This window comes from Bacillus sp. B2-WWTP-C-10-Post-4, from assembly GCF_009183805.1.
Lineage (GTDB): Bacteria > Bacillota > Bacilli > Bacillales > Bacillaceae_G > Bacillus_A > Bacillus_A cereus.
Genome location: NZ_WEII01000039.1, coordinates 29,619 through 45,361 on the forward strand (window position 1 = coordinate 29,619; position 15,743 = coordinate 45,361).

Sequence of the window (15,743 nt, forward strand, 5' to 3'; positions counted from 1 at the left end):
TTTTCATAAAAAAGCATACGTATATTGTTATTCATTGACAAGTACTTTCTCTTTTTCTGATACAGATAATGTTTTTTCTTTCTTCTTTGACATTACCTCTTTATCGGAAATACGTAAAGAAAATAGTAGTGCTATGAGCAAAAATATTGCTGACCCAATTAATGCTGCTTGATATGGTAAAAAATCGGATTGAACGTTATTACCTCCAAAACCAGCTAGTATACTAGCTAAAACCGCTACTCCTATTGCTGAACCTAGTCGATTTTGCACATTGAATATAGTAGTCGCTCTCCCCATAGAAGGCGGCGTGATATTGTTAAAGGCAGAAAATTGAACCGCACCGACAGATTGACCTAAGAAAATACCGATACCAAACAATAATGCCCGGATTTGCCACGGATTCGTATCGTGATTTACAAAACTCAATAAAACAAATATAACCGCCGTACATATTAATCCAATAGAAATTACCTTTCGAGCTCCTAATTTCTTATATGACCATGGTACAATTTGTGAAGAAATCATTAATCCAATCGCCTCTGGAAATGTCGTAAGTCCTGATTCCAGTGCAGAAACTCCTATCACATTTTGATACATAAGAGGAAAAACAAATAACATTCCTAATAAACCAGCTGATGAAAATAATGATATAATGCTCATCTTTCTAAAGACTGGTTCTTTTAATAAGCGTAAATCTAACATCGGTTGCTTTACTTTCAGTTCTACAATTATAAACAATGTAATGAATACACCCCCAGCTATCCCAGTACTCATAATTTCTGGAGAAATCCACCCTTTTGATGGTCCCTGGCTGAGTGCATATATGAGCATCGCAAATCCTGGTGCTGATAAAATAAAGCCGAGCGAATCAAAGCGACCAGCTGATTTTTCAACATGTTCTGCTAAAAATAGAAGTCCAAATAGCAATGCAACGATTCCAAACGGTAGATTAATATAAAATGCCCAACGCCAAGACATTTGATCTACAAAGAAACCACCGATGATAGGACCAATTGCTGGTGCTACAGCAATTGGAAGTATAATAAACCGGGAAATCTTCGGTCTTTCCTCTGGTGAAAATGTTCGAAATAACATCGCCATTCCAACCGGTGTTAAAAGCCCTCCGCCAGCACCTTGAATAATACGGAAAATATTCAATGAAGTAATATCGTTAGCCATTCCGCATAAAGCAGATGCAATTGTAAATACGAAAAGAGCAATTAAAAATACTCTTTTCGTACCAAAACGATCTCCTAACCAACCAGAAATCGGAAGGAAAACAGCTAAACTAACTAAATATCCAACATTCACCGTCCCCATTGCAGATGGAGGTACTTGTAGTTCTCTACTTATCGTTTGCAGTGCTACATTTACAATCGTTGCGTCCATCGCAGCCATAAACATCGCAGTTATATAAACGATACTTACAACTACTTTTGGATTTAGTTTTTCTTCCATTATCGTTTTCCTACTAATGTTTTTTCGCGAACTTGATTACCTTGTGGATTCAAATCTTTCCAGTTATATTCAACATATTCTAAGCAGCTCTGCCTACTAGCTTCTTCATATACGACATTCCAGCCAATAGGTACATCGAGAAAAGCAGGCCAGAGAGAATACTGGCCCTCCTCATTTATTAATACTTTATATGTGTAATTATCATTTTCAAATGGATTCGTCATACTCTACTTACCCCTTTCTTATTCTGCAAATATTTCGCTAATACTTGTCCAATTTCCGTAAGTGGACCTGGCTGACATAGATCTTTATGTCTACAATCAATATCGTGCTGCACAATTTGCCCATCTAAATAATTTAGCCACGTATTTGGAGAAATAGGATCAAACCAGTCTGGTATAACAGTAGATCTAAAGAATAAGATATCTCCGTTATAAACTTTCGGTACATATTTCCCTAACAACCCTACTGAATTTACATATGTTTCTTTCAAGTTCAATATAGTCTCTTCTTCAAGACTTGCTAATGCACTTCCATCTTTACGAAGGATTTCAACTGCACTTTCCATTGTAAGTGGTTTACCATCCATGTTATCTGGGTCATATCCGCCTAAAGCAAGTAATGCGATTAACGCTTCCTCTTCAGTAGGCGCTTCCGTATTCGGTAAGAAGTGTCCAGGATAAGAATCAAGCATAACGAGTAATTCTACTTCTTCCCCTTCATTTTGTAATTGCGCTGCCATTGCATGCACAACATTTCCTCCAAGCGACCAACCTAATAAACGATATGGTCCATGAGGCTGTACTTCACGAACGTGTTTCAAGTAATCCGCCGCCATCTCCTCTAAACTTTTTGGAAGTTCTTCATTTTTAGCGATACCACGTGCTTGTACACCATAGATTGGATAATCTGTTCCTAAAGATTTCATAAGTCCTGCATAGCACCAACTTAATCCACCTGCTGGATGTACACAAAATAGTGGTAATTGATCCCCGCTTGCTCGTAATGGAAGCAACACATCAAGTGCACTTTGACCATTCCCCATCTCAAGTCTTTCAGCTAACCCTGCAACAGTCGGTGCTGCAAATAAAGTGCCAATATTTAGTTCCACTCCAAGCGCCTCTTTCATGCGGCTCATAAGCTGCACTGCAAGGAGTGAATGGCCACCAAGATCAAAGAATCCGTCATCAATTCCAATTTGAGGTACACTTAGCACTTCTGTAAACAAGTCACATAACATTTCTTCTTGCGGTGTTCTTGGACCACGACTAGAAGATGATGCGATAAATTCTGGAGCTGGCAATGCCTTTCTATCTAATTTACCGTTTGGAGTTAAAGGTAACTCATTTACTACTACAAAAGCGTATGGAACCATATAATCTGGTAAACTACCACTAGCAAACTGACGCATTTCATTCGTATCAATCGCTTCATTATTTGATGCAACGATATAAGAAACTAACCGTTTATCCCCTGGTTGATCTTCCCGTACAATAACGACTACTTGCTCAACTTTAGGGTGCTTCATTATGACTGCTTCTATTTCTCCTAATTCAATTCGGAATCCACGAATTTTTATTTGATGATCTGCACGTCCTATATAATCTAGCGTCCCATCTTTACGCCAGCGAGCTAAGTCTCCTGTACGATACATTCTTGTACCTGGCTTTCCAAATGGATCTGCGATAAAGCGTTCAGCCGTTAATCCTGCTCTTCCTAAATATCCACGCGCAAGCCCTGCACCTGCAACATACATTTCTCCAACTACTCCAGGTGGCACTGGTTGTAAATAGTTGTCTAACACATACACTTTAAGGTCAGGTATACTGCACCCAATTAAACTATTTGCTCGTAAAGAGACGATAGTTTCATCTAATTCAATATAACTAACATGTACTGTCGTCTCCGTAATACCGTACATATTAATAAGCTTTGGTGCGTTATGAGGATGTCGACTATACCAATCTTCTAAGCGACTTAGCTCAAGTGCTTCTCCTCCAAAAACAACATATCGTAAAGATAATTTTTGGCCAATCTCTTCATTTTCACGATCTGCTTGCATCAATTGATAGAACGCTGATGGAGTTTGATTTAAAACCGTAACCTTTTCTTTAACAAGAAGCTGTAAAAATTCTTTCGGTGAGCGACTTACAGTATGTGGCACTACAACTAAACGCCCTCCGTATAATAAAGGTCCCCAAATTTCCCAAACAGAGAAATCAAAAGCGTATGAATGGAACATCGTCCAAACATCGTTTCCGTCAAACTGGAACCAATGATCAGTTGCTCCTAAAAGTCTTACTACATTTTGATGAGGTATCATAACGCCTTTCGGTCTACCCGTTGAGCCTGACGTATAAATAACGTAAGCAATATGTGATGGAGATAATGGCTTAATGCGTTCCACTTCATCAATATTTTCTTCACTATATTTCTCAACTTCTGCTATTACTTTTACATCATCAACTAAAACTTTTAGTGCCTCATCACATTCAATTTCCACTTCTGAATTCGTTAAAACACATGTTGGTTTCGCATCGTGTAGCATAAATGAAATGCGGTCTGCTGGGTAATCTGGATCTAACGGAAGATATCCAGCACCAGCTTTAAGAACAGCTAATAAGCTTACAACCATGTTTAATGATCTTGGCATCGCTAAAGCAACGAGTTGATCAGGACCAATCCCTTTTGCTATTAGGAATCGAGCTATTTTATTTGCTTTTCTATTTAACTCTTCATAAGTTAATTTCTTATCTTCAAAGACAACAGCAATAGAATTTGGATTTATATGAGCCTGCTTTTCAAATAATTGTGGCAATGTCATTTCTGGTGCAATTTGAAAACCACCATTCCACTTTTCTAACACTGTATTTTTCTCTGCTACAGTTAATATTTCTAATCTGCCAATTGATTGATCCGGATTTGTAGCTGCATCATCTAATAACAAAATGAATCGTTCTATTAGTTTTTGAACCGTTTCACGTTTATATAAATCGGTACTAAACTCTAGTAATCCATGTAAACCGTTCGGAGTACCATCAACCCCGTTACTCTCACTAATTTCAAATGTTAAATCAAATTTTGCAGAACCGACGCTTTGAATTTCAAGGCTCGCTTCTAAACCTGGTACATGAAACGTTGCTTCTGGTGTATTTTGAAAAGCTAACATAACTTGAAACAACGGGTGGCTGTTTCGAGTACGTACTGGATTTAACACTTCAACAAGCCTTTCAAATGGAACATCTTGATTTTCATAAGCTGCAAGATTTACCTGCTTCACTCTATTTAATAATTCTTTAAAACTTGGATCTCCTGACGTATTTGTACGTAACACTAATGTATTTACAAATAAACCAACAATATCTGAAAGTACATCATCATTTCTTCCAGCAATCGGACTTCCAATTGGTATATCAGTGCCTGCACCTAATCTTGTAAATAGTGCACTAAGCCCTGCTTGCAATACCATAAACAAACTAACTCCATTTTTACGTGCAAGCTCTACTAACCTACTATGCATACCTTCATCTATATGAAAATGAATTGTTTCCCCGCGGTAACTCGTCTCAATTGGACGCTGGAAATCTGTAGGTAACTCCATTTGGTCTGGTAAACCTTTAAGTTCTTCTTTCCAAAAATCTAATTGTGTTGAAATAAGACTCTCTGGTGTCGTTCCATCACCTAGCAATTGCTGTTGCCAAAGTGCATAATCCGCGTATTGAACTGGTAGTGTCTCCAGCTGAACTCTGTCACCTTGACATCGCGCTTTATACGCCGCTGTAAAATCTCTCGTTAACGGCTGTAATGACCAGCCATCACCTACAATATGATGTAATAAAATTAATAATACATGTTCGTTTTCACTCACTGTAAAAAGTTGTAAACGAACTGCCGGCTCAAAATCGAGGTTAAAGCTATATCTTACCGCCTCTGAAAGTACACTTTCTAATTCATCTTTACATGTATTAGTTATAACCATTTCTAGATTTAAGTTTTCCATATCTAAAATTCTCTGATAGGAACTACCTAATACGTTAGGGAAAATTGTTCTAAGTGTTTCATGTTTCTCAACTACATCATAAAAAGCACCTTGTAATGCTTCCCGATTCAATATTCCATTCATACGAATGACTAGCGGAATATTATAAGTAGGACTTGGACCTTCTAAACAATTTAAGAACCATAACCTGCGCTGTGCAAATGAAAGTGGAACTTCATTTGGCCTACTTGCTTTCTGAATAGCTGGTCTTGCACTTTTTGCATGGTTTAATTGTTTCGCCAGTTCGGCAACAGTTGGTGATTCAAATAGTTTCCCAATTCCTAATTCCACACTTAACGTTTCACGAATTCTTGCCATTAAACGAGATGCAAGAAGTGAATGTCCACCCATTTCAAAGAAATTATCATCAATGCTAATTCGAGAAACACCAAGTACTTCTGCAAATAAATCACATAATATTTCTTCTTTCGGATTTCTAGCAACCCTCTCATTGTCCATTCTATTAAAATCAGGAGCAGGTAATTTCTTTCTATCCACCTTACCATTTGGCGTTAATGGTAATTCTTCTAGCACAACAAATGCTGATGGTATCATATAATTCGCTAAACTTTCTGAAACATAAGAACGAATTTCTGAAAGATTAATCGGTTCCTTTTCTTCTGCAACGATATACGCAATGATGCGCTTATCATTTGGACGATCTTCTCGTACCATTACTATCGCTTGTTGAATATTTTTATGTCGTTGTAATACCGTTTCAATTTCAGCTAATTCAATTCGGAATCCACGAATTTTAATTTGATGATCTGCGCGACTAATGTACTCTAACGCACCATCACTACGCCATTTCACGAGATCTCCTGTACGGTACATGCGCTTCCCTGATTCTCCATAAGGATTTGCAATAAACCGTTCAGCTGTTAACTCCGGTTTTCCTAAATATCCGCTTGCAAGTCCCTCCCCTGCAATATATAATTCCCCAATAACTCCAGGTGGAACTGGTTGTAACCCTGCATCCAATACATACACTTCTGTATTGCAAATTGGCTTTCCAATAGGAGGTATACCCTTTTCACCTTCATCAATGTTCATGAAAGTAGACCAAATCGTAGTTTCAGTTGGTCCATATAAATTAGTTATTGAGCAACCTAATTCTTTTAATTTATTTGCTAAATGCTCTGGAAGAGCTTCACCACCAACAAGTATATTTAGCCCTTGTAGCTTCTCTGGATAATCAGTTACTAACGCCTGCCAAAGCGTCGGTGTAGCCTGCATAATGGTCACTCTTTCTTCTTGTAAAAGTGTCGTTAATGCTGATGGCTCTTGTATGTCTTCTTTTTGCGCAATTGTTAAACTTGCACCACTAATAAGAGGTAAATAAATTTCTAGAGCAGAAATATCAAACGCAAACGTTGTAACTGCTAATAAATGATCATTTTCATTTAATGAAAACTTTTGTTGCATAGCCATTAAAAAGTTACTTAAACCTCTCATAGGAACAATTACACCTTTTGGGTTTCCTGTTGAGCCTGAAGTATATATTGTATAGGCTGGGTTTAAAAGTGATACATCATTCTTACATGCTATATTCATACGAGAATATGTATGTAACGCTAGTTTCGTTTCTTCTTCATCTAATACAATTTTTTTCATATCATTTTCTATAACTAACTTAGATGAAACAGATGAATGTGTTATGATACAAACTGGTTTTGCATCATTTACTATATAATTAATTCTTTCTGCTGGGTATTCTGGATCTATTGGTAAATACGCTGCACCAGCCTTTAAGACTGCTAGCATACTAACTACCATTTCTATTGATCTAGGGAATACTAAAGCTACAAACTGGTTTGGTCGTATTCCTTCTTCTACTAAATAATGTGCTAGTTCATTCGCTCGTTCATTTAGCTCTTTATACGTAAGGTTTACACCGTCACAAGTAATGGCTAGTTTATTGGGATTTTTTTGCACTTGTTTTTCAAATGATATAGGCAGACTGATTAACTCATCGTCTTCCTTCGTTTCATTCCATTCCAATAAAACTTTATGATTTTCTTCAGGCAGAGTAATGTTTATTTTTCCAATCGACTCGTTTTTCTCATAATTATTTACTACTAATTCAAACAGATTCATAAATCTTTCTTTATGCAATGCTAGCTCCGCGCCATTATATACTTCAGGATTTGCATCAAAATGAATCATTAGCTCATTTTGATCAAAACGTTTATATACATTTATTGATAAATCATCGACAGGTCCTGCTGATAAATTATGCGTAATACCACGATTTCCAGCAAAATTTAGCCCGTAATCAAAAGGCATAACATTCACTAACGGTCCAAACAACCTTTGATTTTCACCTAGTAACTTTAAGTCTCTTCTTAATTCCTCATGACGGTATTTATAATGGCGACGTACATCTCGGATTTCTTTAGAAACTTGTTGCAATAATTCCGCAAGAGTTATATTTGGAGTTACTGTAATACGAAGTGGCACTAAATTCATTACCATACTTGGTGTATGAATAGATACCGAACCTAGACGTCCCATCATCGGTAAACCTAAAACAATATCATTTGCACCTGTTAACTTATGCATATAAATACTTGTTACAGCGACAATGAATTCCGGCCAACTTGTTAACGAAATATTGATATCTTCTAGTAAAGTTTTCGTGCTAGAACTAGATAAATAAGCTGTTTCTCGTGAAAATCCATTTGATGTTCTCGGTGCTCGCTCTGCCAAGCTTACAACTTCTGGTTCATCCGTAAATTTTTCTAACCAAAAAGTACGATCTTCCTGAAATTTTTTAGACTCACGATACTCAATATCTTCTTGCACGACTTTTGCAAGAGAACCAAATGGTTTTTCATTCTTGTTTGTTTCTTCTATAAGTGATGTATACTCATTCGCCACTTTTTGGCTAAGAAGTGAAAATCCATAGCCATCCATCACAATGTGATGGATGCGCTGATACCAAAAGAAACGATTATTTTCAACTTGAATAAGTGCTTCAGTAAATAATGTATCTTTTTTCAAATCGACTGGCATAGATAAATCATTTTTCATCCATACTTTAGCAGCTTCTTCAGGATTTTCTTCTTTACGAACGTCAATAAAATGCATATGAAACTGTGATTCTTCAATAACTTGCCATAGGCCAACTTCATCCTCCTCGAAGCGAACATGAAGTGCTTCTGCTTCCATTACAACTTTACGTACAGCTAATTCGAAAATTTCTTGATGAATATTTCCGTTTATTTCTACATATTCCCCAGTATTGTAAATTGGATTAAGCGGATCTAATTGTTGCGCAAACCACATACCAGACTGCGCAGATGATAACGAATGACGAATCTTTTGACTGTTAGGCATTCTTTACTACCCCTTTATTATGTAGTCTATTTGTTACAGCACCTGTGCTGTTTGTGAAGATAGTAAACTGTACCAACCTGCAACAGTTGGACGTTCTGCTAAATGTGCAAAAGTGATTTCTTTCCCTTCACGACGCCACTTCTCTACTAAACTCATAATTCTGACCGAATCAAGCCCTCTATTTAATAAGTCCTCATCAATATCAATACTCTCTACTGGCTCACGAAGTAGTTGTGCAACTAGTTCATGCACTTCCTGTATAGTGATTCCTTCACTCTCATCATCTTTTACACTTTGTAAATCGTTTAACAGTAGGTTTGTTGATGTCGTTACTGCACATCTATTAGATGCATACTCCAATGCTTGTTTATGATGCTCTAGTGAAAAATCAGCAACTGCATCTGCTACAAAGAACGGCTTTATACCATCCATAAATGCTTCACAAGCTGTTAAAAGGCATCCAATATGCGCATAAATACCGCAAATAATGAGTTGATCTCTTCCTTGTTCATTTAAAATTTCTAATAGATTTGTCTTTTTAAATGCACTATATCTCCATTTTGTGAGGAATATATCATCCTCATCAGGAGTAAGTTCATCAACAATTTTCTTTTTATCTGGTCCAGCAGGAATACCGTCACCCCAAAAGTCTTGTAATAAACCTCTTTGTTCTAACGTTTGTCCACCAGGTTGCGCTGTATAAACAACTGGTATACCAAGTTGTTTACATTTTTCTCTTATCATTTTAATATTTGAAATAAGTTCTACTTTTGGTGATTCTTTATCGCTATATGCATCAAGAAAATATTCTTGCATGTCATGAATTAAAAGTACTGCACGTTTCGGATCTGGTGTCCAATTCACTTTATTTTTTGGTAGTTCTGATTCAATTGGCATTTTATATACTGAAATAGATGGGATAGCCATCTAATCACTTCCTTCCGGTTTTTATTATTGTTTTACTGTAATAAGCTTTTCAGCAATGACTTTACGTAGTTCTTTTTTGCTGACTTTTCCGACTCCTGTTTGCGGGAATGCTTCAATAAATTCAATTCGATCTGGAATTTTATAAGCCGCTATACCACGTTCTCTTAAAAACATTTTTAATTCACTTACTGCTGGAACTTGTCCGCGAGCTATAACAAAAGCACAGGTGCGTTCACCTAAATAATCGTCAGGCATAGATACAATTGCTACGTCATGGACCGCATCGTGTGCTAATAGATGATTTTCAACTTCTTCCGCAGCAACTTTCTCACCACCGCGGTTAATTTGATCTTTATCTCTTCCTTCTACAATGATGTATCCTTGTTCATTTACTTTTACAAGATCACCTGTGCGATAAAAGCCATCCTTTGTAAATGATCGTGCATTATGCTCTTCGGCTTTATAGTAACCACGAATTGTATATGGACCTCTTGTTAATAAACTACCTACTTCGCCAGGTTGTACTTCGTTGTCATTTTCATCAACAACTCGTACTTCATCGAGTGCAGACATTGGTCTACCTTGTGTATAAATAATAAATTCTTCCGGATCATCTAATCTTGTATAGTTCACTAATCCTTCCGCCATACCGAACACTTGCTGTAACGTACATCCAAATGTAGGACGTATACGTTTTGCAACCTCAGCGCTAAACTTAGCACCACCTACTTGAATAACCTCTAGGCTTGATAGATCGGCATTACGAGAAGATGCAGCATCAAGCCAAATCATTGCTAATGGCGGAACGAGCGCTGTAATTGTAACTTTTTCTTTTTCGATAAGAGCAAAGGCCTCATCTGGACTACCACCAGTTGCCAATACCACTTTTCCACCCGCATAGAAAGTTCCAAATGTCCCTGGAGAACTCATTGGGTAATTGTGTGCTACTGGAAGAACTGCCATATAGACGCTTTCTGCATTCAAATTACAAATTTCAGCGCTAACACGTAAACTATAAATATAGTCATCATGTGTTCTAGGAATTAATTTAGAAAGACCTGTTGTGCCTCCTGATAATTGGAGAAATGCAACATCACTTGGCTGAACTTCTGGTAATGAGACGGGATCCATATACAGATCATTTATGTTCACAAACTCTTCTTCTTCTCCCACTACAATTACATGTTGTAAAGTTGGCACTTTCTCTTTCACTTCTCTTGCTAATTTTCGATAATCAAAACCGAGAGCCTTATCTGAAATAACGTAAGCGCTCGCCTCGCCAAACTCACAAAAATAACTAATTTCACTGCTTCGATGTGAAGGTAGTGCAAAGACAGGAAGCGCTCCAATTCGAAATAGTGCAAAACATATTTCGAAAAACTCGATAATGTTAGGTAACTGGATTACAACTCTGTCCTCTTTCTTTATTCCTAAATTGAGTAAACCTGCTGCTAAACGATCTACCTTTTTATTAAGTTCACTATATGTTATATGCTTCTTACCACTTACAACCGCGATTCGATCTCCATATTTCTCAGCCCGCTCTCTTAACACTCCTCCAAATGTTTCACCAAGCCAACATCCTGCTTCTCGGTAACGATCGGCAAATTCTTTTGGCCATTCTGTATAACCTACTAGCATTCTTTCTTCCCCCTATTTTTCATTAAGTGAACTATCTCTTAACCCTAAAGCTTTTAGCATTGTTTGGAACTTAGCTGATGTTTCTGCTAATTCATCTTCTGGTTTTGACTCAGCAACAACTCCAGCTCCTGCATATAAACGAAGTGTATTTTCTTGTACTTCAGCACAACGAATTGTAACAATCCATTCTCCATCTCCATTTAAATCGCTCCATCCTAGCATTCCTGTAAAGAACTCGCGGTCAAATGGCTCAATATGCTGTATAGCTTCTCTTGCTTTTTCCATCGGAGTTCCGCAAACTGCTGGCGTAGGATGAAGGGCAATTGCTAATTGTAAAGAAGAAGTATTTGGATCCTTAAGTTCACCTTTCACTTCTGTAGACAAATGCCACATCGCCTCACTATGAATAACTGATGGCTTTTCTGGAACATGTAATGTATGACAATACGGACGAAGTGCAGCGGCAACCGCTTCAACTACTACCGCATGTTCATGTAAATCTTTTGGCGAAGAAAGTAATTCCTCTGCTCTTCTTTTATCTTCTACTGGGTCCTCACTACGTGGCCTTGAACCAGCTAACGGGTTAGAAATAACTTGCATACCATTACGTGAAACAAGTAATTCAGGGCTTGCTCCAATTAGCGTCTTACTGTTCTCTTTTTCATCTTTCGGTAAATTTACAGCAAATGTATAACCATGCTTATTATGCTCTGCTAATTCTCGCAGAAGTTTTTGCTTATCAATCTTTTCGGAAGATTTAACATCTAACGATCTAGATAGAACGATTTTCTTTAAATCACCGTCCTGTATTTTTTCAATTCCTTGCTTCACACCATTCATATAAACTTCAGGGTCTGGCACTGGTGTCATTTCAAATGTTACATTCTCATTTGTTTCAAGCTGATTTGTTGTATCCAATTGTAAACGCTCAGAAATTCTGCTATATTCTGGTACGATGAGTTGGACTTCTTTTCTACGATCAAATGGCAAAGCACCCACAACGATAGGATTTGGATTTCCAGCTTGTTTCGCATTACTTAATGTCGCTTGCACAAGCTCTGGGAAACTTTCAATTTCACGATGCTTTACTGTAGTAAACTCTCCTTCTGCTAATATCGTTCGAGTTGGTGAAGCGAAAAAGAATGAAGATTCAGTCTTATAATCTTCTAAAAGTTTTTCTGACAATTCCTTTACAGCTATATGTTCATTCATAATATAATAACCTCCTGAATTTTTATTAAACTCCTAACGTAGCACCACCATCAACACATAAATTGTGCATTGTAATATGACTTGCTCTATCTGAGGCTAAAAATAACACTGCTTCAGCAACTTCTGAAGGTTGTGCAATTTTTTGTAATGGAATTCCGAGTCTATATGTATTTTGAGAACCAGCAATTATATTTTTAGCTCCATTCTCATCAGCCCATAGTAATCTTTGCATCTCAGTTTCAGTAGAACCTGGAGAAACTAAGTTGCAGCGTATATTGTATGCCGCAAGCTCTAGTCCTAAACATTTCATAAACATCGTCGTTGCGGCCTTTGACGCAGCATACGCAGCCATCTCCATTCTTGGCGTATTTGCCGCATTTGAACCGACTGTAACAATTGCCCCCGATTTTCTTAACATCATATTTTTACTTACCGCTCGGGACATATTGAAAACCCCTGTAGTATTTACAGAGAATGTTTTAGTCCAATCTTCATCACTTAACGAATGAATTGGTCCCATACGTAAAACCCCTGCAACATTTATTAAAATATCTATTGGCGCTATTTCATTTGCAATATGATTTACCATGTCTTCAACAGCGGCGCTATCACTCACATCTAAACGAAACGTTTTCATACGTGTATTGTTTAATTCATTTTGATTTAAGAGTACATTTAACCCCTCTTCATTTTGATCAACCGCAATAACTGTGGCTCCTCTTTCTAAAAACATTTTGGCAACGACACTGCCTATGCCTTGTGCTGCACCTGTTACTAAAACTGTTTTCCCATCAAATTCCCCTAAGTTCATTTTCTCTATCCTTTCACATAAACATTAATTTCATTAAGTAACATCAATGATATTGATTTTCATTATCAGTTGTGTTGTAAAAAATAATACACTTACTAAACTAATTGGTCAAGTGCGCATTACTTTAAAATCCATTTTATTGATAATGTTTTTCATTTACCATCTCACACCGAAATGATAATGTTTCTCAATAAACTTGTCAATCTTTTTTTATTTTTCAGATAAACCATTTTAATGCTTCTTAATAAAATCATATGTAAACGCATTAAAAGTACTTATATTATAAATAAAATTCAAAGTCCTCTTTTTAAAATTGAAAAAACTAAACTAGAGATACGTTCATTTACAATGCTTTATAAAAAACTCAAGTATATATTTTCTCAATATTTTTCTGAAAATATATCTTACAAATACTAATGAATGTCTTCTTTATCATTTAAGATTTAATATATATTTCGAATACGATGTATCAATTTATTATATTCCAAATGGGTATTCCACTCACTTTTACATCTATAAAAATCTCAAAAGTAATTTAACCTTGTTAAAATAACTCATAAAAAAGCATCCTAATTAATAGAATAGGATGCTTTTTCGTAATCATAGTGTTATAGAAGATTTGTATACTTATGCTACGCTACGATACTCTTCTTCTTTTTCTTTTTTCTGCTTAGGTGCTTGAATTAAAATTGCGATAATGAATGACACGACACATAATACACCTATTACCATGAACGTTGGTTTGAATCCACCTAGAAGTGCACCGATAAAGGAACCTGCAAGCGCCCCAAATCCAAATCCTTGATACACAATTCCGTAGTTCTTACTATGGTTTTTCATACCGAAGAAATCACCAACAATAGCTGGGAAAATAGTGATATTTCCACCAAAGCAAAACGCTACACTTGCTACACATACGAAGTAAATACCATAATTTAAATCTACAAAACTTAGAACTAAGACTGAACTCGCCATAACAACAAAAGTACCAGTAACGATTTTTAAACGCCCAATTTTATCCGATAACGGTCCTAAAATGATACGACCTAATGTATTGAAGATTGCAACCATAGCCACCGCATTAGCAGCTGTTGCTGCGCTAAGTCCTACAAGTTGAACACCAATGTCTTTTACCATACCAATTAAGTATAAGCCACTCATACATGATGTAAATAACATGATAAATAATAAGTATACTTGTTTTGTGCCTAACATTTCTTTCGTTGTGTATTCCTCAGTTTTTGTTTCATGAACTGCTCCTTGATCTGCAGCTTGATAGATTAAACAAGCACCAATTACAATCATAGCTGTAACAATTAAACCCCAGTATATAAATGCTTGGGATACACCAACTGATTCAATCAACTGTGCGTTAACGTATTTAAAGATTAAGCTACCTGAACCATATGCAGAGACAGAAATACCAGCAATTAAACCTTTACGCTCTGGAAACCACTTTATTAAATTTGATAGTGAAGTGATATATGCTGTACCATCTGCATAACCTACAACAACTCCCGCTAGTACATAAAGTAATATTAATGAGGATGCTTGTGAGCTAAGTATTAATCCTAGTCCTAATGCTAATCCAGCTATCATAATAAGTTTACGAAGTCCCCATTTTTCTTGCAATTTACTCGCAAATAAAGTTGAAAATGCTAAAGAAAGACTAGTAATTGAGAAAGTTATCGCAACAGCGTTAAGACTCCAACCGTATTTACTAACTAAAGGCTGATTGAATAAACTCCATGTATATATCGTCCCAAGCCCCATTTGTACTATAACTGTGCCAAGGACAACAAGCCATGGATTAACAGTTGATTTTTTCATACCTTTCCGCCTCCTCTTTCTATTTCAATGCTATTCGCTAAATTTACTTTTTTTATGTTCATTTTGGTCACCTCTTTTGATTTGACACCTTCATTGTATAAGATGTTTTTGTTTATGTAAGCACTTACAAGATAGAGCGTCAAAAACATGGAATCAGTTACAAAAAACGAAGGATGAAATACAAAAAACTACTGATTAAATACAATAGAAAAATCTTTTATACTTCAATCCACCTTATTTTTTATAAAATCACAAATTTTTTTCCAATAAATAAAACTAAATATTCACTAATATATCTATCCGTGGTTTAATATATATAATAAAAAAATATTTCTGTCTTTAATGAGGAGGTACTATGAAAGCAAACGTAGGGGATACTATACTTTTTCAACGAAATAATTTAAAGATTACAGGATCTGTATTAAAACTTTATACTGAATCGGTCTTAGTTGAAATTACAAATGTAAGCGGTGGTACTTTTGAATT

The 15,743-nt window shown here is 36.3% G+C and carries 9 protein-coding genes; 1 reads left to right on the top strand and 8 read right to left on the bottom strand.

What is annotated here, in order from left to right:
* Positions 1–27 precede the first annotated feature (27 nt).
* The 8 genes from GBN78_RS16460 to GBN78_RS16495 all read right to left on the bottom strand — a co-directional run bounded on the left by GBN78_RS16460 (position 28) and on the right by GBN78_RS16495 (position 15,257).
* Entirely contained in the window at positions 28–1,458 is a 1,431-nt protein-coding gene (locus tag GBN78_RS16460; protein ID WP_000391558.1) for an MDR family MFS transporter, read from the bottom strand.
* Positions 1,458–1,682 carry an MbtH family protein gene (locus GBN78_RS16465; RefSeq protein ID WP_000184059.1) on the bottom strand — a complete coding sequence of 75 codons (225 nt, stop codon included), beginning with the start codon at positions 1,680–1,682 and terminating at the stop codon, positions 1,458–1,460. The genes GBN78_RS16460 and GBN78_RS16465 overlap by 1 nt, the downstream gene beginning before the upstream one ends.
* Positions 1,679–8,836, bottom strand: coding sequence for an amino acid adenylation domain-containing protein (locus tag GBN78_RS16470; RefSeq protein WP_152127527.1), 7,158 nt, complete (start codon positions 8,834–8,836; stop codon positions 1,679–1,681). Before GBN78_RS16470 ends, GBN78_RS16465 begins: the two co-directional genes overlap by 4 nt.
* 33 nt (positions 8,837–8,869) lie before the next feature.
* On the bottom strand, positions 8,870–9,763 hold the full coding sequence (locus tag GBN78_RS16475) for an isochorismatase (RefSeq protein ID WP_152127528.1): 894 nt from the start codon (positions 9,761–9,763) through the stop codon (positions 8,870–8,872).
* A gap of 24 nt (positions 9,764–9,787) precedes the next feature.
* Entirely contained in the window at positions 9,788–11,404 is a 1,617-nt protein-coding gene (locus tag GBN78_RS16480) for a (2,3-dihydroxybenzoyl)adenylate synthase (protein WP_152127529.1), read from the bottom strand.
* Between the two features lie 12 nt (positions 11,405–11,416).
* Positions 11,417–12,616 carry an isochorismate synthase DhbC gene (gene dhbC / locus GBN78_RS16485; RefSeq protein ID WP_001002075.1) on the bottom strand — a complete coding sequence of 400 codons (1,200 nt, stop codon included), beginning with the start codon at positions 12,614–12,616 and terminating at the stop codon, positions 11,417–11,419.
* 25 nt (positions 12,617–12,641) lie between these two features.
* Positions 12,642–13,427: a 2,3-dihydro-2,3-dihydroxybenzoate dehydrogenase gene (gene dhbA / locus GBN78_RS16490; RefSeq protein ID WP_001048432.1), complete on the bottom strand. Its 786-nt coding sequence runs from the start codon at positions 13,425–13,427 to the stop codon at positions 12,642–12,644.
* 627 nt (positions 13,428–14,054) lie between these two features.
* Positions 14,055–15,257, bottom strand: a complete 1,203-nt coding sequence (locus GBN78_RS16495) for an L-lactate MFS transporter (RefSeq protein WP_076775172.1) — start codon at positions 15,255–15,257, stop codon at positions 14,055–14,057.
* A gap of 355 nt (positions 15,258–15,612) precedes the next feature.
* Here GBN78_RS16495 and GBN78_RS16500 point away from each other — a divergent pair.
* Positions 15,613–15,743, top strand: a 131-nt coding sequence (locus GBN78_RS16500; RefSeq protein WP_152127530.1) for a DUF2187 family protein, incomplete at its 3' end; no start/stop codon positions are given.

Coding starts and splice junctions, on each gene's coding strand:
- GBN78_RS16460 (WP_000391558.1), bottom strand. CDS start 1,458: ATGGAAGAAAAACTAAATCCAAAAGTAGTTGTAAGTATCGTTTATATA.
- GBN78_RS16465 (WP_000184059.1), bottom strand. CDS start 1,682: ATGACGAATCCATTTGAAAATGATAATTACACATATAAAGTATTAATA.
- GBN78_RS16470 (WP_152127527.1), bottom strand. CDS start 8,836: ATGCCTAACAGTCAAAAGATTCGTCATTCGTTATCATCTGCGCAGTCT.
- GBN78_RS16475 (WP_152127528.1), bottom strand. CDS start 9,763: ATGGCTATCCCATCTATTTCAGTATATAAAATGCCAATTGAATCAGAA.
- GBN78_RS16480 (WP_152127529.1), bottom strand. CDS start 11,404: ATGCTAGTAGGTTATACAGAATGGCCAAAAGAATTTGCCGATCGTTAC.
- dhbC (WP_001002075.1), bottom strand. CDS start 12,616: ATGAATGAACATATAGCTGTAAAGGAATTGTCAGAAAAACTTTTAGAA.
- dhbA (WP_001048432.1), bottom strand. CDS start 13,427: ATGAACTTAGGGGAATTTGATGGGAAAACAGTTTTAGTAACAGGTGCA.
- GBN78_RS16495 (WP_076775172.1), bottom strand. CDS start 15,257: ATGAAAAAATCAACTGTTAATCCATGGCTTGTTGTCCTTGGCACAGTT.